This window comes from Alkalimonas sp., from assembly GCF_020831925.1.
GTDB lineage: Bacteria > Pseudomonadota > Gammaproteobacteria > Enterobacterales > Alteromonadaceae > Alkalimonas.
The window spans coordinates 164345-187085 of the sequence record NZ_JAFIFQ010000001.1 but is presented as its reverse complement, the minus strand read 5'-3'; the positions used below and the strand labels follow the sequence as shown (position 1 = coordinate 187085).

Genomic DNA, 22741 nt, shown 5'->3' with positions numbered 1-22741 from the left:
CCGTACCCCTTCGGCAAACTGGTACTTTAGTTCAATTTGAAATAGTATCGGACTCTTGTTTACAACTCAAACGATATTCCTGACTGACGATCCAATCTGTCTACTGCACTTTATTGTTTGAGCGAATAGGATTAAGCTTATCCCGATGAGGTTAAAGGCAGAGACCGATGCACCAACTTGCTGAATTCAGTCCTATCAATGAGCTGGCTCCCTTAGGTTCTGAACATCTGGTTTTTCAAGCCGAACATGCAGAGCTTGGCAAGGTGTTCTTGCTGCAACAAGCAAGAGCGAACGCCAGCAGGTTGCAGCCAGGCCGACCTGGCTTTCTTGCGCCCTCTCTGGCCGAGTTTGATGACGAGCACTGGTATTATCAGGTGTTTTCAGCAGCGCAATGCCCACTGAGCTTTAGCCAACTGCAACAGCATATCCAAACGCAAGGCCAACATTTAGCGCTGAACGCTATTATTGCCCTTACCCGACTCTTGCTGCAAGCTCATCAGGCTGGTTATATTTTCAAGGAGCTAAGTGCCGAAGCATTGTTTTGGTCCCAGGATGGCAACCAGGTTTTATTGCTGAGCTGCCCCCAGGCATCCACCCTGCAAACCGTTCGTCCGGGCCTTGGCAATACAACCTTAACCTTGCAAAGCTTACGAACCCTGGCACCTGAAGCCAGTGGCAGGATCAATTGCCCGCTGGATCAACGCGCTGATTTATACAGTCTGGGCGTCCTTGCCTATGCATTGCTGGCAGGTGAGTTTCCTTTTGCCCAGCAAGACCCTCTGGCTTTAATTCACGCTCATATTGCTAAAATTCCCAAGCCTTTAACACAGCAACAAACGGCAAAGGATGACCGTTTGCAACTCATTATTCAGGCGTTGTTGCAAAAAGATCCTAACCACCGCTATCAATCCGTAGCGGCCGTGCTTAATGACTTCGAAAGATGCCTAGTACCCGACCATGGAGAAAGCCCGTTCACACCCTCCCTGCATAGTGGCATGCAACGCCTGCCTTTCTCTGACCATCTCTACGAACGGGAACACGATGTCGACACCCTGCTTCAGGCTTTTAACCAGATCAGTCGTGGTGCTGGCAGCCAATTGGTAGTGGTCCGAGGCTATTCAGGCTCAGGTAAAACCAGCCTGATCGAACAATTACCTCCGAAAACCTTGGGCACCGACAGTTTTTTTATTCAGGGTAAGCAAGATCAATACCTGCAGAATCGCTTTTACTCTGCCTTAAGTGCTGCCCTGGCCCAACTGGCCGAGGCTATTTTGCAAGAGCCGGCAGACGCCCTGCAGCATTGGCGTCAACAACTCCAAGATGCCGCGGCAGGCGATGCGCACCTGCTGTGTGAGCTGGCACCAGAATGGCAACCTTTATTGCAACCAGAAAAGCATGCCCAGCATCACGCAACCGGTATTACCGAGTTAAGACGTTTCGACCAACTGACCTTCCGTTTGCTGCAGGTGGTTGCAGAGCAAGGCTACAGTTTGATTCTGTTTTTGGATGACCTGCAATGGGCTGATAGAGCTACATTGCGCTGGCTGGAACAACTGGTCACTGAAGGTGATAAGTTACGTCTACTTCTGCTGCTTAGTTATCGTGACAATGAAGTACAAGACCAGCATCCACTGAGCTTCACCCTCGACGCCCTAAAGCGAAGTGGACTGGAGCAGCACCAACTGGAGCTAAAGCCTTTATCCAGCCAGTCAATTTTAAAGCTGGTGTCTGATACGCTGCAAACCAGTCCCGATGAGGTGGTCACCCTGGCTGAGTTGTTGCTGCAAAAAACCAGCGGCAACCCCTTTTATCTAAAACAGTTGATGCAAAAGTTGTATGAAACTCAGCTATTGCAACACGAACAATCCACAGGCTGGCAATGGGACAGCAAGGCCATTGCGCACCTCAACATCACCGACAATCATGCTGCTATTACCTCAGAGCGCTTGTCCCGATTTCCAGCTCGGATACAACGTTTATTTCAATGGATAGCTTTGCTGGGTGAAAGCGCCAGCATCCAACAACTGGCAGAGCTGGCCGAGATTAGCTTATCTGAACTCGAACAGGAGCTAACAGAGGCCATTAACAGTGGCATTCTGATTGCTTATACCACTGCTGATGGCAAAGCATTGGATGCCGTTCGTTTTGCACATGACCGCTTGCAGCAAGCTGCATTTCAACTGAGCGATCAAGCTAATTTGCAGCAGCTGAACTTACAGATTGCATTGCATCAATACAACAAGCTCTCACCAGAACAACAAAACTCGGAAGTACTGAGTTACATTCATCATTTCAATGCAGCCTTACCGTTAAGCCTGACCCACTGCACTGCCGGGCGATTGGCAGAGCTCAATCTATTGGCCGGTCAAAAAGCGCTCTCCAGCAATGCCTATCACAGTGCCCAGCGCCTGTTGCAACAAGCAAAATCGCTGCTGGACCAGCAACCAGAACCACGGTTACAGACAGATATATTGCTTGGATTGGCCCGCAGTGCCTACCTTAGCCAGAACTATCAGCTCGCTTGGGAGAACTGCCAGCAACTGGCGGAGGTCTGTCAGGAGCCAGTGCAACGTCTGCAAAACTGCCAGCAACAAGTACTGATTCTGTTTGCTCAGAACCAGCTGCATGAAGCTTACGATCTGGCCAGTCAACAATTGCAAGCCGTTGGTCTGGATATTCGTATTGATGAAGGCATCGTTCGGCAATACCCAGAGCTATTGAAAGAATACGACGCCGATAGAATCGCCAGCCTGCTGCAGCACCCCGAAGTCAAGGATCCATTGCAACTCCAGGTCATGGAGATCCTCGGTATGCTGTTCACAGTGGCATACATTATTAGCCCACTGCACTATATGACAGTTAGCTATCAGCTGATGGCTATAAGCCTTCAACAGGGACACAGCAATGCCTCAGCATTGGCCTATCTTGGCCATGCCATGCACTTAATCGCCCTGTTTGGCCAGCACGACAAAGCGTTGGAATTTGCCGATCTGGCACTGCAGGTCGATGCTAGTTTCGCAGGTAAATTTAGGGCTCAGCTGCACTTTCAACGAGCCGCGGCCGTGTTGCCCTGGAATGCCCCGCTGACAGACTCGCTCGAAGCCCTGGAGGAGAGCCAACAACTGGGGCTGAAAGATGGCCAACTGGAGTACGCGGCACACTCGGTACTTTTTGCCAGCTTTTACCGGGTACTGAGTGGACAAGCACTGGACAAGGTTCAGCGCTATGGCGAGCAAAGCATTCAATTCCTGACCGAGAAGCAGTTCCCTTACAATCTGGCTTTTTGTCAGCTGTGGCATCAATCTACTGTGGCCCTGCAGGGGCCAGCAGACAATGCTCACTTACTGGAAGGAGATGCTTTCCAAGAGTCAAGCCAACTCCCTGAGCTTCATCAACCGCACAACACCACCCTGCTTTTTTGTTACCACCTTCTGAAGTTGATGCATGCCTACTGGTTTGACACCGGCGAGGAAGCAACACACCTGCAGCAAGCAGAGCCCTTGGTGGATGTGGCGTTGGCTTTGTACCACCAAACGGAGTTCTACTTTTTCCGTGGATTAGCTGCAGCCAGGCAACTGAAAATAGCGCCTGATGACCCACAGCAATCATGGCAGCAACGGCTACAGGACAGCCTGGAAAAACTACAGAACTGGGCCAAACAATGCCCACAGAACTATCAGCATAAAGTGCTGTTGCTGCAAGCCGAGCAAGCTGCACTGAAACATCAGGCGAGCGCCTGGCAGCTATACCAGCAAGCCATTGTCAGCGCGGAGCAACAAGGCTTTTCACAGCATTTGGCGCTGGCCCACGAGTTAGCAGCAGATTACTGGCAGCACCAACAGCAACCGGCCTATGCACTGGCACACAGGGCAGCAGCTACCAGCAGTTATCTGAGCTGGAAGTGCCTGGCGAAGGCTGAACAGCTGCAGCAAAAGTATCCGGAGCTGAAACAGCACCCCTTGCTGCAATCGCAACAGGAAAGCCAGGTCGACCATCAGTTGGATCTGGCATCGGTGTTAAAAGCCGCTGAAACGCTGACCGGACGAGTGGATCTGGATGCATTTTTACTCAGGATGTTGCAGCTGATGGCAGAAAATGCCGGTGCTGAAGATGCTTGTCTGCTGATGTTGTCGGAAAAAGATCAACTTCAGCTGCAAGCCTGTACGCTGGCGGAGCCTCCCCTGTTGCCCGAAAAATTGCTGAATCTGGTGCAGCGCAGCAAAACAAGCAGGCTGATCAACGATACCAGCCAGAGCAGCATTTTTGCTGCCGCCAAGAACCGTCCTTGCGCCGTGCTTTGCATCCCCATTGTGGTAAACGACAGCTTCCGGGGTATTCTTTATCTGCAACATCAAAAGCTGATAGGTGCCTTCCAGCAAGAACGCGTTAAGGTGTTGCAGTTGTTGGCGAACCAAACCGCTATTTTGTTTGAAAACACCCGTTTATCACAACAATTGTTGGAAGCCAACAAGAACCTGGAACAAAAAATAGCCAGCCGCACCCGTGAGCTGGCCCAAGCAAAAATCCGCGCTGAAGCGGCTACCGAGGCAAAGTCAGCCTTCTTGGCCAGAATGAGCCATGAAATTCGAACGCCTATCAATGCCGTGATTGGTTTAAGCCGGCTAGCCAGTAAAAGCTGTCAGGATCCGGAACAGCAGGATTACCTGAAAAAGATCCGTGGTTCAGGCGAGATGCTGCTAAGTCTTATCAACGATATTCTGGATTTTTCCAAGGTAGAGGCTGGCAAACTCACTCTGGAAAAAAATCGTTTCTCGCTCAGTCAGGTGGTACAACAAGCCATTCATATGACAGCACTCAAAGCCCACAGCAAAGGGCTGGAGTTGGTATCGGATTTATCGGCCGAAATTCCTACCGAGCTGTTAGGTGACTCATTACGGATTCAGCAATTGCTGGTAAACCTGCTAAACAATGCCATTAAGTTTACCGATTCGGGCTCTGTCTGCCTGATGCTGCATGGCAGCAGGCAACCTGAAGGTCGTTATAAACTGCATGGTTCAGTCACCGACACCGGCATCGGTATGACTGAGCAACAACAACAAAAATTGTTTAAGTCGTTTAATCAGGCCGATGAGTCCATTACTCGCAGGTATGGTGGTTCCGGCCTGGGGCTGACCATCTGCAAACAGTTGTGTGAACTGATGCAGGGTGAAATCTGGCTGGAAAGTGAGGCAGGTTATGGTACCACCTTTTACTTCACCATCGAGTTGAGTGTATCGGCCGAGCAACCCAGCCAAAAACACCATGCCTTGGCAAAACGTCAGTTAAAAGCTTTAGTTGTAGACGATATGGCTCTGACCCGCATGGTGTTGCTCAAACAACTGGATGAATTGGGAGTTCAGGCTGAGCAATGCAGCAATGGTATGGATGCGATTGAACGGATTGAAAGGGCCGAAGCCAATCAGACCGCTTATGACTTTGTGTTGATGGATTGGCGCATGCCCGGTATGGATGGCATCGAAACCACCCGCAGCATTCAACAACGGCTTGGTTCAAGAAGCCCGCATATTTTAATGGTATCGGCCTACGACAAAGCCCAGGCCAAAGCCAGTATGGCCGATGTGAAGATTGAACACTTCCTGGAGAAGCCGGTCAATTACTCCATGTTGCTGGATGCCATCAGTCCGTTATTGTATCAGCAGCAAGCTGGCAACAGCGAACAAGCAACACCGGAGCAAAATCTGGTGCCCGATCTGAGCCAGAAGCGCCTGCTGTTGGTGGAAGATCACCCGATCAACCGCCAGGTTGCACTCGGTTTCTTGCAAGACACCAACGCTCAGATCGACTGCGCTGAACATGGCCTCGCTGCCTTGCAATTGCTTCAGCAACAGCACTACGATCTGGTGCTGATGGACATTCAAATGCCGCACATGGATGGCCTGACCGCTTGCCGGAAAATACGTCAGGAACTCAAACTAACCTCTTTACCCGTGATCGCAATGACTGCTCACGCATTACAGGATGATATTGAAAAAAGCCTGGCAGTTGGTATGAATGCTCATCTAACCAAGCCCATCGAGCCGGAACAGCTGTACCAAACCCTGCAAAGCTTTTTGGGAGTCCGCATGCTGGCTGTTGCACCAGTCAAGACTTCACCTACAGCTGAACCAGCCGACCAGACTGTGCCTGCACCCAAAGGTGCAGAACAAGAGATGCTACTTAATGAGCTTAAGGCACGCACAAACCTCGGGCCTCAAGCGGCTATCTACCCAAGCCTACTGCATATTTTTTACAATGAACATAAGGGGTTACCAGAGAAGTTACGCCATCAACTGCAGCATCAGGATATCCATGGCCTGCTGCGGGAAATGCACTCACTGAAAGCGGCGGCCGCCTATATTGGTGCCTTTAACATTGCTGAGCAATGCAATCAAATGGAAGCCCGGCTTCGCCAAACACAACCCGATTGCAGCGCCTTGCCCCCCCTGCTGATTCAGCTTGAACAATTGCTTGACCTGCTAGCGAGCAAACAGCAGCAGTTTGAACCGCCTGCCAGGCAACCTCTGAGTAAAGCTGAGCTTAAACAGGAACTTCTGCAGTTAAAGCCGATGCTGGAACAATCCGACTTTGCGGCTGATCGCCTGTTGGAGCGACTGATGGAATTGAGCAAAGCCTCTGAATTCTATGCAAAGATTGCAGAACTAAGCCATACTGTAGCCGATGTGGAGTTTGAACTGGCTAGCCAACAGCTGCAGGCGTTGCTGCAGCAATTGGAAACAGCATAGCAAGGATGTAAGAGGAAACATGAGCGAACCAGCTACTGGCAGACAGCGTGTCTTGATCATCGATGATCAGAAAACCAACCTGAAAGTCCTGGGCGATATTTTACGTCAGGATGTCGATGTGATGCTGGCACAATCGGCAGAGCAAGGCTTGCGAAAAGCCATTGAGTATCAACCCGACTTGATTTTACTGGATGTGCTGATGCCAGAAACAAGCGGTTTTGAATTGATAAAAACCCTCAAACACCAGAGCCTGACCAGCGGCATCCCGGTGATTTTTATCACCGCCCTGAATGACAGCAGCCACGAAGAGCAAGGCCTTCACCTAGGTGCCTGCGACTACATATACAAACCCTTTCATACCGCCATCGTACAGGCACGGGTACGTTTGCACTTGCAGCTGGCACGGCAACGCCGAATGTTGGAGCAGCTGGCCCACATCGACCCACTGACCGGCATTGCCAATCGCCGTAAATATGCTCAGGTGCTGGATCTGTATTGGCGCAGTGCAGCACGGCAACAAAGCTCACTGAGTGTCGTAATGTTGGATATTGACCATTTTAAAGAATACAACGACCATTATGGGCACGCTGCAGGCGACAAAATATTGCATCTGGTGGCCAACACGTTAAAAAATAGCCTGAAGCGACCGAATGACTTTATCGCCCGTTACGGTGGCGAAGAGTTTGTGATTTTGTTGCCTGAAAGCAACGAGGATGGCAGTCATCAACTGATTGAGTTTTGCTTGCAACAAGTCAAAGACTTACACATTCGCCACGATTATTCCCCAGTCAGCGACATCATTACACTGAGTGCCGGCGGCGTCAGCTGCATGCCGGCACAACACCAACAGCTAGAAGCCGCCATTAAGCCTGCCGATGACATGTTGTATCAAGCCAAACAACAGGGTAAAAATCAGCTGCGCTGGGCGAACTAGCCCACAAAACAAACAGGGAGCCGAAGCTCCCTGTTACTAGCAAGACGTCAAGCAATTAGTTTTTCGCGCGACTGCGGTATTCGTCGGTGCGGGTATCAATTTCGATGCGATCGCCCGTTTCAACGAAAGCTGGCACCATCAGCTCAAAGCCAGTATCCAGTTTGGCAGGTTTCATGACCTTACCAGTGGTATCGCCTTTAGCAGCAGGTTCGGTGTAAACCACTTCACGAATGACGATGGTTGGCAAATCAACAGAAATTGGACGCTCTCCGTAGAACACCAAGGTACACTGCATACCGTCACCCAGGTATTTCAGCGCACTTTCCATGTTTTCTGCTTCCACTTCGAACTGGTTGTATTCTTCGTCCATAAAGACATACATAGGATCGGCATAGTAAGAATAAGTGACTTCTTTGTTTTCCAGAATCACTTGTTCGAACTTGTCATCAGCACGGTATACAGTTTCAGTACCTTGGCTGTTCAGCAGGTTTTTCAGCTTCATTTTAACAACAGCCGAGTTACGACCAGACTTGTTGTATTCCGCTTTTAAAATGACCATTGGCTCGCTGCCAACCATAATCACCTGGCCAGCACGCAGCTCTTGAGCAGTTTTCATCATAATAGTAGTTTCTTCTTACTAGGAAAAATTTGGCGTTAGTATAAATTTTTTTTCAACAAAACGCACCAGATTCTTTGCCAGATCGCCCTGTTTACAGAGTTCACTACGCCAGCCAAGGCAGTGCATCTGCCATTCAGGGAGAAGCGCTAACAGTTGCTGCCAGGGAAACACAACGTCTTCTTGCTGATTCCAGTGCAACCAGAACTGCCATAACGCCTGCTGCAAGGCTGCAGGCATGCCTTGAACAAAGTGCTGCCAGAATGCAGTTAGCTTCTCAAGGTGAGCGTCCTCAGCCTGACGGTACAATTGCCAGACAAAAGGTTTTCCGGCCCATAGTGCCCGCACCAACGAGTCTTCTCCCCGCACAAAATTAACATCAGCACACCACAACAGCTGATCAAACTGCTGTTGATTAATAAAAGGTAACAGCTGCAGGCTAAGACGTCCTAATGTAAGCGAACGGTGATGTTCAAGCTGGGGGAACAAAGTACGCAGTTCATTCGCCAAAGCGCCTTCTGGCACCAAACAGAGTTGCGGTATGCTTTCTTGCCCCCAGGCACTTAGCAACGACATGAGTTCAAGGTGGCTGTAGGCAAACAGAAAAATCAGACGCTGATAGCGCTGTGGCTGCTCAATGCCCAGCTCGTTGAGCAAGCGGGCCTTGCCGCCTTGCTGTAACCAGGTCGTCATGGTTTCTACAAGGTTGTGCTCCCGCAGTAAACCACCTGTCCCCTCAACAAAGCCAGGAAAGAAGAAATGCTTTTGCAGCGGCAGTTGCGGATGAGGTGATGGCAACGCATGGCAGTCCAACACCCAGCCCTCGGCCGATAAATACTCCAGATTCAACCAAACCGGCTTGGTAGCTGCTGCTGCCATTTGCTGTACATACAGCTCAGGTAAGTCGCAGGCAAAGGCTTCAATCACCACCTGTGCACAACCTGCTTGGTGCAGCAAAGCATTCACCTCATCAGTCCAGTGCCACACCTCGATACCTTGCGTTAAAGTTTGCCTGGCCAGCTGCGGCTGCACCTGAGCACAAATGCGCTGAAAGCTTTGCAAATCATCAACCCATAACCGTATCTGACAGCCATGCTCAGCTTGCAGCTGCTTTGCCAAACGCCAGCAGACGCCAATATCGCCAAAGTTATCAATGACCCGACAAAAAATATCCCAGCGCATGCTCAGTGACCCAAGAGCAAACGCAGCAAGGCACCAAAGCCTACCCGTAAAGCCAATACCATAATAGCCAGCCAAATCAGGCTGGTCATCACAGCCAGCAGCGAATAGCCCAAACGAATCAAACGAATTTTCAGCCGCGACAAAAAGCCTTTTTGTCCATCCAGTGACGGTGCGGGGCTTGCGAATAACTTAATAACCAGCAGGCACCCAAGCAAAGCCAGCATCATCAGCAACCAGAACAACACTGCGCTTTGATGCGGTTGGTCGGAACCAAGCATCTGCCAGAAAAACACCAGGCCGCTCGCTGCGGCCAGCAGTAAAATTAACCAGAATGCTGGCTGCAATAGCCGGGCAAGGCGGTGATAAATGTTCAGCATCATCAAAAATCCTTTCTGTACGGCTTGGTTTGCTGCTTTGGCAAGTGCAGTGGCGGGTAAAGTGCCAGCAAACCGGACTCCCCCTGCATATCGCCAATCACCCATACCTGTTCGAATGGATGGGTTTTCGGTAAGTGCAGTTTCGGAAAGTGCGCCAGCATCTCCTCTTTCGTCCATAACGGGTTGGCATTGCGGATCACCAGCCAGACACGCTCGCTGTCGTAACTTTTTTCTGCCTTGCTGGCCAGCAAACTGTTGAGAGCTGCGACCAGGCGTGCCTCTGCCGGCATTCGCATCAATTGCAACAACTCGCGGTGAGTGTGCGGGCTAAGTTCACGCCCAAGGATATGCATGGCTTCCGCCTCACTGCCATACAAATGCGCAATTTCCAAATCCAGCTTCTGGTGATCATAGTAACAGGAAACGTCCGGCCGACGTGGCTCGTTGTGCCAGATGTGGCGCATCTTAATGCCAAAACGTCGCTCATAGAGGCGCATAAAAATTCGGGCCGCTTCATGCTCCAGCTCTATTTTTTCATCGCGACCGGACACCATGCACATGCCTCCAAAACCTGCGTATCACACTAAGCTTTTCAAAATAGTACGCAATTTTCCAGCGCTCGACTAGGCTTATAGCCAAGTAACCTCAAAAACAGATGCCAGCCGAAGTCTTATGGGGGTGACTGGGTTATCCGATCCATACTTTAATCAGGGAGAAGAAGATGCAACGAATTATTGGCATAGCAGCCCTTATCGCAGGCGCTATTTTACTTTACTTTGCCTACACCGAATACAACTCAACCGCGTCTCAAATCACCGAGGCGATTACTGGCAACCCAACCGATAACACAGTGCTTTATCTCGTCTCTGGTGCCGTTGCCGCGGTCATCGGTCTTGGACTATTGCTGCGAAAAGGTCGCTAAGCAAAAAAATCCTGACCTTAAAACATAAGGGCCATCGCATGGATGGCCCTTATTGGAAACCCTAACACTTGATAGAGGCTTAAGAAACATCGCTCCAGCTATCACGCAAACCTACGGTACGGTTAAACACCAGATGTTCCTGGGTTGAGTCGATACTGTCGGCGCAGTAATACCCCTCACGTTCAAACTGGTAGGCATGCCCAGCCACTGCATGCTGCAAGGATGGCTCCACCAGGCCTTGTTTGATGAACAAAGACTCAGGATTCACACACTGCAGAAAATCTTCCTCTGCAGCCGGGTTCGGTACACTGAACAGGCGATCGTACACCCGAAACTCGGCTGGTTTGGCCTGGGTTGCTTCCACCCAATGGATCACGCCCCGAACTTTTCGACCATCGGCTGGGTTTTCCCCCAAAGTCTCCGGCAGATAGCTGCACCGCAGCTCGATCACGTTACCATCCGCATCTTTGACGACTTCATCGGCCTGGATCACATAAGCATTGCGCAGCCGCACACAGCCGCCAGTAACCAGTCGCTTGTATTTTTTATTGGCTTCTTCGCGAAAATCAGCCTGATCAATGTAGACCACCTTACCAAAGGGTAACTGGCGTTGCCCCAAGCTGTCATCGTTCGGGTGATTCGGCACATCCAGCCACTGCAACTCGCCTTCCGGGTAGTTGGTGATAGTGACTTTGAGCGGATCCAGCACTGCCATAGCACGCGGTGCCCTTACATTCAGATCATCCCGGATGCAGGATTCAAGGGCACTCATCTCAATGATGTTGTCTTGCTTGGTCACACCAATGCGTTTGGCAAATTCACGAATCGACTCTGGCGTGTAACCACGGCGGCGCAAACCGGCGATGGTCGGCATGCGCGGATCATCCCAGCCCTGCACCACCTGTTTTTCCACCAGGGTTTGCAGCTTGCGCTTGCTCATCACGGTGTATTCAAGATTTAAACGGGAAAACTCAATTTGCTGCGGGTGGCAATCGATGCTGATGTTATCCAAGATCCAGTCGTACAACCGGCGGTTGTCCTGAAACTCCAGGGTGCACAGCGAATGGGTAATACCTTCCAATGCGTCCGATATACAGTGGGTAAAATCGTACATCGGGTAGATGCACCATGTATCGCCGGTTTGATGGTGATGGGCAAACTTCACCCTGTATATCACCGGATCACGCATGCAAATAAAAGGCGAACTCATATCAATCTTGGCCCGCAGCGAGCACTCACCTTCTTTAAAACCACCAGCGCGCATTTTCTCAAACAGAGCCAGGTTTTCTTGCGGTGAGGTATCGCGGGTTGGGCTGTGCTTGCCTGGCTTGGTCAGGCTGCCGCGGTATTCACGCATTTCCTCAGCATTAAGAAAACAAACATAAGCCAGACCTTTTTGAATCAGCTCGACCGCAAAACCATACAACTTATCAAAGTAATCTGATGAATAGTGCACGGGATCTTGCCAGTCAAAGCCAAGCCATTTCACATCCTGTTGAATGGAGTGGACGAAGTCGATGTTTTCTTTTTCCGGGTTGGTGTCATCAAAGCGCAAATTGCAGCTGCCCTGATAATCTTCGGCAATACCAAAGTTCAAACAAATCGACTTAGCATGGCCAATATGTAAAAAGCCGTTCGGCTCGGGTGGAAAACGGGTATGCACAGAGCTGTGTTTGCCACTGGCTAAATCTTTATCAATGATTTGACGAATAAAATTACTGGGGCGATGTTCAACGTCCGCCATAGCTGATTGAGTCCTTTTCTGGAACATACAAAATTTGGCTCATTATAACAGCGAAACCAACACTTAACAGTGGCACCTTAATGAAAAAGGGGCCTAACAGGCCCCTTTCATTGATGATGGATTTACTTAAAAGAAAGTATAATCAATTCGCATCGTTACAGAACGCTCATCGGCATACAGCACATTCAGATTATTTGTACTACCTGAGCGAGTTCGCGCCTGACGGAACAACTCAATTTCGCTGTCGAACAAGTTGTTGATAAAGACACTCAATCGCAAGTTATCATTCAGCTCCATCCGACCAGACAGATTCACTCTGCGGTAAGCATCTGACGTATCAGAGCCATCTTCACGTGCGTTAAAGTGCGAGTTGTATTTGCCATAGGCCTCTAAATCCAACCGAACAAAAGTTTGCTTACCGAATAAGTTCAACCCCTTGTCCAGACCTATATAGGCATTGTACTTAGGCACTTGTGTCATATTCTGACCAGCCTCAGCCTGCAGTGATGGGACGTTATCCAGTAACTTAGCATCGGTGTAAGAAGCATTAAACACCAGATCTAAGTCGTTGGCAAAGCTGTACTTACTTTCCCACTCAAAACCACGCGAACGTGCTTTCGCAGCATTTGCAGTGTAGCTAAAACCACACGTCGGCATGTACACACTAGCCCAAACATCTGACCAATTGATTTGATAGATAGCAGAGGAAAACTGGAAATTACCAGTATTCATCTTATAACCAATTTCATAGTTATCAATTGAATCCGAGGTGTAACGCTCTTGGTAGCCTTCAGCGAAAGGATCATTACGGCAAGCATTGGCTAGAGGTGCATTGTTACCACCAGGACGGTAACCTTCAGAATACAGAGCATAAACCGACATTCTGCCAGAATCAGGTAACCAGGCAACACTCACTTTTTTACGATTGCCAGACTCTTCGCCTTGACTAAGTACGGTTCTACCTTCCCGCTCTTCCCAAATACCTGAATAACCAAAAGATGCATAGTCTTCCAAATCAAAGTAACGAATACCGGCTGTTACTTCAAAACTACCGATATTATCCGTCCGAATGGTGTAACTGGCTTCACCAAACAGCGCTTTTTCCACTGAGTAAGAACCATTGTAATACAAGTTATAGTTGATGCTGGAGTCGCCATACCAGTATTCACCAAGCTGCCCCACGTTGAACACACCCAACTCACCCCAGTAGCCTTCCCAGTCAACCCAATCGTTCCAATCAGAGAAAATGGCAATACTTCGGGGATCACTTTCATGATATTGGAACTGACTGTTTGGAATATTTCCACGCCAGCCTTTGTCATAAAAAGCACCGACGGTCCACTTCAGGTTTTCTGTTTGACCAACATCCTGAATACGGAACTCATGGGTCAAACCTGATGTTTTGTCGTAGTTAATAATCCATGTTTTAACCATATCAGCCATGTCAAGGCGTGACCAGTTATCCAGTGAGTCTTCCCGATTTTGACGATAAGAACCAGCATAGGTCACATCGGCAAAATTCAGTACATTGTCAAAGTTGGCGCTTAATGAGAACAGATTGGTTTCATTTTTAAACCAACCATCCAAGCTTTCCCAAATCATGTACTTGCTGGGGCGGCTGGATGAGACATTGCCGAAACACTCCGCACGACTCTGACCTTCAGCACAAGGTGAAAATCCATAATCGACATCGTAGCCATAAATTGAATCTGGGTTTTCAGTGGTGTTGGCAAACCAGCGGCCCGTCGGACGTGATAAGTCAGCAATACGCGTTCCAACGGTGCTGGTCTGCACATTGTAATAGCTAAAGTTGAAACTGGTTTCATCATTTAGCTGCCATAAAAATTGGGAGCGGATGTATTGATCTTCCACTTTGCGCTGAGTGCCAGTTGCTGCATTGACAATAGCTCCAGGCTTATGGCTGCTATGTGCAGTAACCCGCATTGCCAGTGTGTCTTCAATCAGAGGCAAGTTAACCGCTGCCCAAGCTTGCAGATTGGTGCCATCAACATTTTTAGTCGATTTTGCTTGTACAGAAGTATTCAGTTCAAAAGTATCCAGCATTGGCTTTTTGGTAATAACCCGGATGGTACCGCCAATCGCATTCGATCCCCAAAGCGTGCCTTGTGGGCCGCGCAAAACCTCCACAGCTTCAATGTCGTATAAGTCGACAAAGTTAAATGGAATATCGTCTGTAAAAGATGAAGTGGTAGATGGTGCGGCACTGTTGCCGCCAGATAAGCCACGAAGTATCAATACTCCTGTAGGAGAGGCTGCACCAGCTAAAGTACGCTGTAAATCCTCTTTGGTAATCAAGTTCCGATCAGCTATTTCAAGAGCAGAGATCGAAGATACATTCATAGGGACTTCGATAATTGTTTCAACACGCTTACGCGATGTAACCGTAATCACCTCAACATTATCGTCGGTTGCACTGGACTCATCAGCAGCCCATCCGGTTGAAGCAGTCATTGAAAGTGCGCCTGCGAGTGCAGTATAAAGCAACGATTGATTAAACGTTTGCATACTTAAGTTCCTGGTGTTTGTTATTGTGTTATTTTATGATTCATTGCAAAAAAGCAATTACTTATATAGTGCGCAGATTTTAAAAAAAAATACAATCCTCCATCCGTGTAAAATTGTAAAAAGGGGGGGTACAGGGCTAAGATGCAAAAAACCCGCTGCAAGCAGCGGGTTTTTATGCGAAGCAAAAACCGACTTACCAGCCGGTTAGCTCACGCAGTGCTTTGCCGATATCGGCCAAAGAACGCACGGTTTTCACGCCAGCATCTTCCAGAGCACGGAACTTGTCATCCGCTGTACCTTTACCACCAGAAATGATGGCACCGGCATGGCCCATACGCTTGCCCGGAGGTGCAGTCACACCAGCAATGTAGGAAACCACTGGCTTGGTGACATGATCTTTGATGTAAGCAGCCGCTTCTTCTTCCGCGGTACCACCGATTTCACCGATCATCACGATGGCTTCCGTTTTTGGATCGTCCTGGAACAACTTCAGAATATCAATGAAGTTAGAACCTGGGATTGGGTCGCCACCAATACCAACACAGGTCGACTGGCCAAAGCCTTCGTCGGTAGTTTGCTTAACGGCTTCATAAGTCAAAGTACCAGAGCGGGACACGATGCCCACTTTACCGGCCTTATGGATATGACCTGGCATGATACCGATTTTGCACTCGCCTGGCGTAATCACCCCCGGGCAGTTTGGACCAATCATCCGCACGCCTTTCTGATCGATATACTCTTTCACAAACAGCATATCGATGGTTGGAATGCCTTCGGTGATACACACAATCAGTTGGATACCGGCATCAGCCGCTTCGATGATGGCATCTTTACAAAATGGTGCCGGGACGTAGATCACAGTCGCAGTTGCGCCTGTAGCTTCGACTGCGTCACGCACAGTATTAAATACCGGCAGGCCCAAATGAGTTGAACCGCCTTTACCTGGGCTCACACCACCAACCATCTGCGTACCGTACTCGATGGCCTGCGTGGAGTGGAAAGTACCCTGGCTACCAGTGAAACCTTGGCAGATCACCTTGGTGTCTTTGTTGATCAGAATGCTCATTATTTGCCTCCTGCAGCTTTGACAACAGCCTGAGCAGCTTCAGTCAGAGAGTTGGCTGCAATGATGTTCAAGCCGCTGTCTTGCAGTTTTTTCGCGCCCAGCTCGGCATTGTTGCCTTCCAGACGAACCACCACAGGGACATTCACACCGACTTCTTCCACCGCACCGATGATGCCTTCGGCAATCATGTCACAGCGGACGATGCCACCGAAGATGTTGACGAACACTGCTTTTACGGCAGAGTCAGACAAAATGATTTTGAACGCTTCAGAAACACGCTCTTTGGTCGCACCGCCACCAACATCCAGGAAGTTGGCAGGCTGGCCGCCATTCAGCTTCACGATGTCCATGGTACCCATAGCCAGACCAGCTCCATTGACCATACAGCCAATGTTACCTTCCAGCGCCACGTAGTTCAGTTCCCACTGAGCCGCACGCGCTTCACGCTCGTCTTCTTGCGACGGATCATGGAAAGCACGGATTTTTGGCTGACGGTACAGGGCGTTGCTGTCTACCACCAGTTTGGCATCCAGGCAGTGCAGGTTGCCGTGGGAGGTAATCACCAACGGGTTGACTTCAATCAGCGCGATATCCAGGTCAACAAACATCTGAGCCAGGCCCAGGTAGATTTTGGTGAACTGCTTGATTTGCTCTGGCGTCAGGCCCAGTTTAAAGCCAATTTCACGTGCCTGGAACGGCTGAGCACCCACCAAAGGATCAACCGCTACTTTGATGATTTTTTCTGGCGTTTCTTCAGCCACTTTCTCGATGTCCACGCCACCTTCGGTCGATGCCATAAAGACAATACGACGACTGGCACGGTCTACCACAGCACCCAGATACAGCTCTTTTTCGATATCGGTGCAGGACTCAACCAGGATTTTGCTGACCGGCTGGCCTTTTTCATCAGTTTGGTAGGTCACTAGGTTTTTGCCCAGCCAATGCTGCGCAAAATTACGAATTTCTTCTTTGGAAGAAACCAGTTTCACACCACCCGCTTTACCGCGGCCACCAGCGTGAACCTGTGCTTTAACGACCCAGCGATTGCCACCAATACGGTCTGCAGCTTCAGCAGCAGCCTGAGGAGTTTCCTCCGCAAAGCCTTCAGAGACTGGTAACCCGTACTCGCGGAACAGCTGTTTTGCCTGATACTCGTGCAAATTCATGGCTATTTTCCGTTATTTAAAAATGAAAGCTGGCCTACTGGCGCAGCCTGACCTACAGATCGGCGCATAGTATAGCGCTTCACCGCCTGATTCGGAATGCTACAGACGTCTAACTGCAGCATTATTTCGCAAATTTTTGGCATAATCAGCCAGATCTGAAACAACAGCTGCCAATCAGAAATGGCTGTAACCAAGACAAAACGAGCAGTCTCACTGGACTGCTCGCAATACGGCAAGGCCATCAGCCTTGCCAGGGTTAACCGCTCTGCGCTTAGATATCCAGCAGAATACGGGTTGGGTCTTCCAGCAACTCTTTGATGGTCACCAGGTAACCGACCGACTCTTTACCATCAATGATGCGGTGATCGTACGACAACGCCAGATACATCATCGGCAGGATCTCAATCTTGCCATCCACGACCATGGCACGGTCCTGGATCTTGTGCATACCAAGGATAGCAGATTGTGGTGGGTTGATGATCGGCGTCGACATCAGGGAGCCAAAAACACCACCATTGGTGATGGTGAAGTTGCCACCTTGCAAATCGTCCATCGACAGCTTGCCATCACGGCCTTTCAGCGCCAGATCTTTAATGGCTTTTTCGATTTCAGCCAGGTTCATCTTGTCGCAATCACGCAAAACCGGCGTCACCAAACCACGCGGTGTAGACACGGCAATGCTGATATCAAAGTAATTGTGGTAAACGATGTCGTCGCCATCAATGCAGGCATTGACTTCAGGGAAGCGCTTCAGCGCTTCAGTGACTGCTTTGACATAGAAAGACATAAAGCCCAAACGAATGCCATGACGCTTCTCGAACACGTCCTGGTATTGCTTACGCAGGTCCATAATCGGCTTCATATTGACTTCATTGAACGTCGTCAGCATGGCGGTGGAGTTCTTCGCTTCCAGCAGGCGGTTGGCAATGGTTTTACGCAGCCGCGTCATCGGCACCCGCTTCTGGGTCCGATCACCGCTGACCGCAGCAGGGGCTGCAGCAGCAGGTTTAGCCGCTTCTTTGCTGCCGGCTGAAGCGAGGTGTTTTTCTACATCTTCTTTGCTGATGCGGCCATTTTTGCCGCTGCCTTTGATTTTGCTGGCATCCAGGCCTTTCTCGGCGATCAGGCGACGGACGGACGGGCTAAGCGCATCGTCGCTGCTGTCATCAGAAGCTTCTGCTTTGCTGTCCGCTTTGTCGTCAGTTTTCGCTTCAGCTTTGCTGTCGCTCTTGGCTGGCGCAGCACCCGCTTCGAGCTTACCAATCACTTGCTCGGCTTGCACGGTTGCACCGGTATCTTCCAGAATTTCGCCCATCACGCCATCGGCCTGAGCGACCACTTCCAGTACAACCTTGTCGGTTTCAATATCGACCAACACCTGGTCGCGGGTCACAGCTTCACCTGGCTTCACATGCCAGGTTGCAATGGTTGCATCAGCAACGGATTCAGGAAGTACAGGTACTTGAATGTCCACTTGTTCACCTTTTGCGGATTGTTCAGATTGAGAGGATTCCGCTGCGTCATCATCTTGCTTGGACGCAGCAGCAGAAGCTTTATCGTCACCAGAGGCTTTGCCGCCAGCGCTCAGGGTAGCCAGCACTTGCTCTGCCGTCACAGTGTCGCCTTCCTGATGTTTAATGGAATCGATCACACCATCATCGGGTGCAGCCACTTCCAGCACAACTTTATCGGTTTCAATATCTACCACGATTTGGTCACGACTGACGGTGTCGCCTTCGGCCACATGCCATTTGGCAACGGTGGCGTCGGCTACCGACTCTGGCAATACAGGTACTTTGATATCTGTCATTGTTTTTCCTCGTGATTCAGCGTTAGCGCGTCATTGATCAGCGCCTGCTGCTGTTTGTTATGCACCGACAGATACCCCACAGCTGGCGATGAAGAGGCTTCACGGCCGGCATAGGTCAGATAGCCTGCTTTGCCAATGGCAGCACGGAAATGGTGCTGGCTGCAGTACCAGGCGCCCTGGTTTTGCGGCTCTTCCTGACACCAGACATAGTCAGTGACATGGCTGTATTGCGACAGGATCTGATCCATTTCTTCGTGCGGGAATGGATACAACTGCTCCACCCGGATAATGGCGATATCAGTAATTTCCCGTTTACGGCGCTCTTCCAATAGCTCGTAATACACCTTACCACTACAGAACACCACGCGCTTGACATCGGCTGGCTTGATATCGTCAATCTCGCCAATCACGTTCAGGTAGCGGCCAGATGCCAGCTCTTCCAGTGTTGACGTTGCCTGAGGATGGCGCAACAAAGATTTTGGCGACATCACAATCAGCGGACGACGCATTGGGCGTACTTGCTGGCGGCGCAGCATGTTAAACACCTGAGCTGGTGTGGTCGGTACACAAATTTGCATGTTGTGATCGGCACACAGCTGCAAGAAGCGCTCTAAGCGAGCCGAGGAATGCTCAGGGCCCTGCCCTTCGTAACCATGCGGCAGCAACAGCGTTAAACCACAGAGCCGGCCCCATTTTTGCTCGCCTGAACTTAAGAACTGGTCAATCACCACCTGAGCACCGTTGGCAAAGTCACCAAACTGACCTTCCCAAATCACCAGAGCGCGCGGCTCTGCGGTGGCATAACCGTACTCAAAGGCCAGCACGGCTTCTTCCGACAAGGCAGAATCGTACACCTGGAACGGGCCCTGCTCGTCCGAAATATGCTCCAATGGGATATAAGTGCTGCCATCGGTTTGATTGTGCAACACAGCATGACGATGGAAGAAAGTACCACGACCAGAATCCTGACCAACAATCCGAATACGGCTGCCTTCGTTTACCACAGACGCATACGCCAGGATTTCAGCAAAGCCCCAGTCAATTTTCTTTTCGCCCTGCAACATTTTGGCACGGTCTTCGTATACCCGACCTACCTGACGCTGTAACGAATGACTGGATGGAATGGCCGTTGCTTTTTCACCCAAAGCAACCAAAGCTTCGACACTCATGCTGGCATCGTAGTTGCTATCCCAATCATGATTCAGGAAAGGCGTCCAATCGACTGAGCTGGTGTGATCCATTTGCCGCCACTCATCGACCACACAATCGCCTTTATCCAGCGCATCGCGGTAGTTGGCCATCATGGCTTTGACATCATCTTCACTCAACAAGCCTTGCTTGGTTAGCTTTTCTGCATACAACTCGCGCGGCGTTGGGTGCTTTTTAATTTTTTGGTACATCAGCGGCTGCGTTGCATTCGGCTCATCCGCTTCGTTGTGACCATTACGGCGGTAACAAACCAGATCAATCACCACATCGCGCTTGAAAGTATTGCGGTAATCAACCGCCAGTTGCGCCACCAGAACCACGGCTTCCGGATCGTCGCCATTCACGTGGAAAATGGGTGCCTGTACCATCTTGGCAATATCGGTGCAATATTCGGTAGAGCGCGTGTCTTCACGGTTCGAGGTGGTAAAGCCCACCTGGTTATTGATAACAATACGCACCGTACCGCCCACTTTAAAGGCGCGGGTTTGGGAAATATTGAAGGTTTCAGCCACCACACCCTGGCCAGCAAAGGCAGAGTCACCATGAATGGTGATTGGCAAGGCCAGAGAGCCGTCGGTACAACCACGACGATCCAACCGGGCGCGGACAGAGCCCATCACCACCGGGTTCACAATCTCCAGATGCGATGGGTTAAAGGCCAGCGCCAAATGCACATTGCCGCCTTTGGTAGCAAAGTCTGATGAGAAACCCATATGGTACTTCACATCACCGGCACCAACGACAGTGTACTTACCAGCAAACTCATCGAATAAATCCGATGGGTTTTTACCCAAAACGTTGATCAGGGTATTCAAACGGCCTCGGTGCGCCATACCAATGACGCAGTCTTTGGCACCATGCTCACCGGCACGATGAATCATGGTTTTCAGCATGGGGATCATGGCATCGCCACCTTCCAGGCCGAAACGCTTGGCACCAGGGAACTTGGAGCCAAGGTATTTTTCCAGGCCATCAGCAGCCACCAAATCTTTCAAAATGCGACTTTTGGTGTCTTTGTCAAAATCAGGGGTAGAGTGAATACTTTCCAGACGCTGCTGGATCCAGCGTTTTTCATCGGTGGAAACAATGTGCATGTACTCGGCACCGATGGAGCCACAGTAGGTTTTTTCCAGGGCTTTGTGCAGATCGCCCAATTTCATTGTTTCCGGGCCACCGGCAAATGATCCAACATGGAACTCTGTATCGTAATCAGCTTCAGACAGTTCGTGATGCGACAATTCAAGGTCACGTACCCGCGGCTGTTTCCACAGATCCAGAGGATCCAAGCGGGCGTGCTGATGCCCACGGAAACGATAGGAGTTGATCAATTGCAACACTTTAACTTGACGCAAATCGGCCGACTGACTGCCCTGCACCGTCACCACTTCACGATGCTTGTTGCGCGCCAGTTCAGCAAATTGCACTCGGATATCCGAGTGCCGCACTTCCAGATCAACACCATCAAGCTTTGGCAACTGAGCGAAAAACTCACGCCACTCGTCCCCTACACTGGTAGGTTCCGCCAAGTAGGATTCATAGAGCTCATCGACATAGGCCATGTTGCCACCGCCCAGATGAGACGACTCTAACCACGCCTTCATCACACCTTCGTGCATTTAGTTTCCCTTATTTCTGCGCACCTGGAAAAACCGCAAAAAAATAACAGTATAGTCTAAGTTACTGTTATTTTTGTGCTTGCATCAGTTACTTGCTCAAAAGGGGCGCTTTACAGCGCCCGGCTCAATAACATGGATTTAATCTGGCCAATGGCCTTGGTCGGATTCAGCCCTTTCGGACAAACGTTGACACAGTTCATAATGCCATGACAACGGAAGACGCTAAAAGCATCGTCCAGGTCGTTCAGACGCTCTTCGGTTGCTGTGTCACGGCTGTCCGCCAGGAAACGGTAAGCGTGCAACAACCCCGCCGGGCCAATGAACTTATCCGGATTCCACCAGAACGACGGGCATGAAGTCGAACAGCAAGCGCACAAGATGCACTCGTACAAGCCATCCAGCTTAGCCCGCTCTTCTGGCGACTGCAAAAACTCACCGGCAGGTGGCAGTTTGCTGTCGTTAATCAGATAAGGCTTCACCTTCTCGTACTGGGTGTAGAACTGGCTCATATCCACCACCAGATCACGCACCACCGGTAAACCTGGTAAAGGCCGGATCACAATCTTACCACCTTTTAAACCGGCGGCAGACAAGGGCGTGATACAAGCCAGACCATTTTTACCATTCATGTTTAAACCGTCGGAGCCACAAACCCCTTCACGGCACGAGCGGCGAAACGACAAGGTCGGATCCTGCTCTTTTAACTTTAACAGCGCATCCAGCACCATCATATCCCGGCCTTCCGGGTTGTCCAGCGTGTAATCCTGCATGCGCGGCGCATTGTCGACATCAGGGTTGTAACGATAGACGGAGAATACTAACTTCTTCAT

At 50.2% G+C, this 22741-nt stretch carries 14 protein-coding genes; 3 read left to right on the top strand and 11 right to left on the bottom strand.

From position 1 onward, the window contains the following. The first annotated feature begins 167 nt into the window (after nt 1-167). Together JJU14_RS00780 and JJU14_RS00775 are read left to right on the top strand one after the other, a co-directional pair. Entirely contained in the window at nt 168-6743 is a 6576-nt protein-coding gene (locus tag JJU14_RS00780; protein WP_228610558.1) for a response regulator, read from the top strand. A gap of 19 nt (nt 6744-6762) precedes the next feature. Next, nucleotides 6763-7677, top strand: coding sequence for a diguanylate cyclase (locus JJU14_RS00775; protein ID WP_228610556.1), 915 nt, complete (start codon nt 6763-6765; stop codon nt 7675-7677). Between the two features lie 55 nt (nt 7678-7732). On the opposite strand, the gene efp is transcribed toward JJU14_RS00775, so the two are convergent. From efp to JJU14_RS00755, 4 genes are read right to left on the bottom strand one after another with little or no spacing between them, the layout of a single operon-like run. Further along, on the bottom strand, nt 7733-8293 hold the full coding sequence (gene efp / locus JJU14_RS00770; RefSeq protein WP_091341087.1) for an elongation factor P: 561 nt from the start codon (nt 8291-8293) through the stop codon (nt 7733-7735). 21 nt (nt 8294-8314) lie between these two features. Beyond that, a complete protein-coding gene (gene earP, locus JJU14_RS00765) occupies nt 8315-9475 on the bottom strand; it encodes an elongation factor P maturation arginine rhamnosyltransferase EarP (protein ID WP_228610554.1) in 1161 nt (386 codons plus the stop codon). A gap of 2 nt (nt 9476-9477) precedes the next feature. Continuing rightward, on the bottom strand, nt 9478-9855 hold the full coding sequence (locus JJU14_RS00760; RefSeq protein ID WP_228610552.1) for a hypothetical protein: 378 nt from the start codon (nt 9853-9855) through the stop codon (nt 9478-9480). Further along, a complete protein-coding gene (locus tag JJU14_RS00755) occupies nt 9855-10406 on the bottom strand; it encodes a hypothetical protein (RefSeq protein ID WP_228610550.1) in 552 nt (183 codons plus the stop codon). The genes JJU14_RS00760 and JJU14_RS00755 overlap by 1 nt, the downstream gene beginning before the upstream one ends. A gap of 167 nt (nt 10407-10573) precedes the next feature. Between JJU14_RS00755 and JJU14_RS00750 the strand changes: the two genes are divergently transcribed. Further along, on the top strand, nt 10574-10774 hold the full coding sequence (locus JJU14_RS00750; RefSeq protein WP_228610549.1) for a DUF3185 family protein: 201 nt from the start codon (nt 10574-10576) through the stop codon (nt 10772-10774). Between the two features lie 79 nt (nt 10775-10853). On the opposite strand, the gene glnS is transcribed toward JJU14_RS00750, so the two are convergent. The 7 genes from glnS to JJU14_RS00715 form a co-directional block, all read right to left on the bottom strand. Further along, nucleotides 10854-12518, bottom strand: coding sequence for a glutamine--tRNA ligase (glnS, locus tag JJU14_RS00745; RefSeq protein WP_228610547.1), 1665 nt, complete (start codon nt 12516-12518; stop codon nt 10854-10856). 126 nt (nt 12519-12644) lie between these two features. After that, nucleotides 12645-15044, bottom strand: a complete 2400-nt coding sequence (locus JJU14_RS00740; protein WP_228610546.1) for a TonB-dependent receptor — start codon at nt 15042-15044, stop codon at nt 12645-12647. A gap of 193 nt (nt 15045-15237) precedes the next feature. Then, entirely contained in the window at nt 15238-16110 is an 873-nt protein-coding gene (sucD, locus tag JJU14_RS00735) for a succinate--CoA ligase subunit alpha (RefSeq protein ID WP_228610544.1), read from the bottom strand. Beyond that, nucleotides 16110-17276 carry an ADP-forming succinate--CoA ligase subunit beta gene (gene sucC / locus JJU14_RS00730; RefSeq protein WP_091340739.1) on the bottom strand — a complete coding sequence of 389 codons (1167 nt, stop codon included), beginning with the start codon at nt 17274-17276 and terminating at the stop codon, nt 16110-16112. Before sucC ends, sucD begins: the two co-directional genes overlap by 1 nt. A 271-nt stretch (nt 17277-17547) precedes the next feature. Continuing rightward, nucleotides 17548-19086: a 2-oxoglutarate dehydrogenase complex dihydrolipoyllysine-residue succinyltransferase gene (odhB, locus tag JJU14_RS00725; RefSeq protein WP_228610542.1), complete on the bottom strand. Its 1539-nt coding sequence runs from the start codon at nt 19084-19086 to the stop codon at nt 17548-17550. Then, nucleotides 19083-21911, bottom strand: a complete 2829-nt coding sequence (locus JJU14_RS00720; RefSeq protein WP_228610540.1) for a 2-oxoglutarate dehydrogenase E1 component — start codon at nt 21909-21911, stop codon at nt 19083-19085. The genes odhB and JJU14_RS00720 overlap by 4 nt, the downstream gene beginning before the upstream one ends. Nucleotides 21912-22021: 110 nt before the next feature. After that, on the bottom strand, nt 22022-22741 hold the full coding sequence (locus JJU14_RS00715; protein ID WP_228610538.1) for a succinate dehydrogenase iron-sulfur subunit: 720 nt from the start codon (nt 22739-22741) through the stop codon (nt 22022-22024).

Bases quoted from the DNA above. Each gene is read 5' to 3' on its own strand.
- JJU14_RS00780 (WP_228610558.1), top strand. From the start codon at position 168: ATGCACCAACTTGCTGAATTCAGTCCTATCAATGAGCTGGCTCCCTTA.
- JJU14_RS00775 (WP_228610556.1), top strand. From the start codon at position 6,763: ATGAGCGAACCAGCTACTGGCAGACAGCGTGTCTTGATCATCGATGAT.
- efp (WP_091341087.1), bottom strand. From the start codon at position 8,293: ATGAAAACTGCTCAAGAGCTGCGTGCTGGCCAGGTGATTATGGTTGGC.
- earP (WP_228610554.1), bottom strand. From the start codon at position 9,475: ATGCGCTGGGATATTTTTTGTCGGGTCATTGATAACTTTGGCGATATT.
- JJU14_RS00760 (WP_228610552.1), bottom strand. From the start codon at position 9,855: ATGATGCTGAACATTTATCACCGCCTTGCCCGGCTATTGCAGCCAGCA.
- JJU14_RS00755 (WP_228610550.1), bottom strand. From the start codon at position 10,406: ATGGTGTCCGGTCGCGATGAAAAAATAGAGCTGGAGCATGAAGCGGCC.
- JJU14_RS00750 (WP_228610549.1), top strand. From the start codon at position 10,574: ATGCAACGAATTATTGGCATAGCAGCCCTTATCGCAGGCGCTATTTTA.
- glnS (WP_228610547.1), bottom strand. From the start codon at position 12,518: ATGGCGGACGTTGAACATCGCCCCAGTAATTTTATTCGTCAAATCATT.
- JJU14_RS00740 (WP_228610546.1), bottom strand. From the start codon at position 15,044: ATGCAAACGTTTAATCAATCGTTGCTTTATACTGCACTCGCAGGCGCA.
- sucD (WP_228610544.1), bottom strand. From the start codon at position 16,110: ATGAGCATTCTGATCAACAAAGACACCAAGGTGATCTGCCAAGGTTTC.
- sucC (WP_091340739.1), bottom strand. From the start codon at position 17,276: ATGAATTTGCACGAGTATCAGGCAAAACAGCTGTTCCGCGAGTACGGG.
- odhB (WP_228610542.1), bottom strand. From the start codon at position 19,086: ATGACAGATATCAAAGTACCTGTATTGCCAGAGTCGGTAGCCGACGCC.
- JJU14_RS00720 (WP_228610540.1), bottom strand. From the start codon at position 21,911: ATGCACGAAGGTGTGATGAAGGCGTGGTTAGAGTCGTCTCATCTGGGC.
- JJU14_RS00715 (WP_228610538.1), bottom strand. From the start codon at position 22,741: ATGAAGAAGTTAGTATTCTCCGTCTATCGTTACAACCCTGATGTCGAC.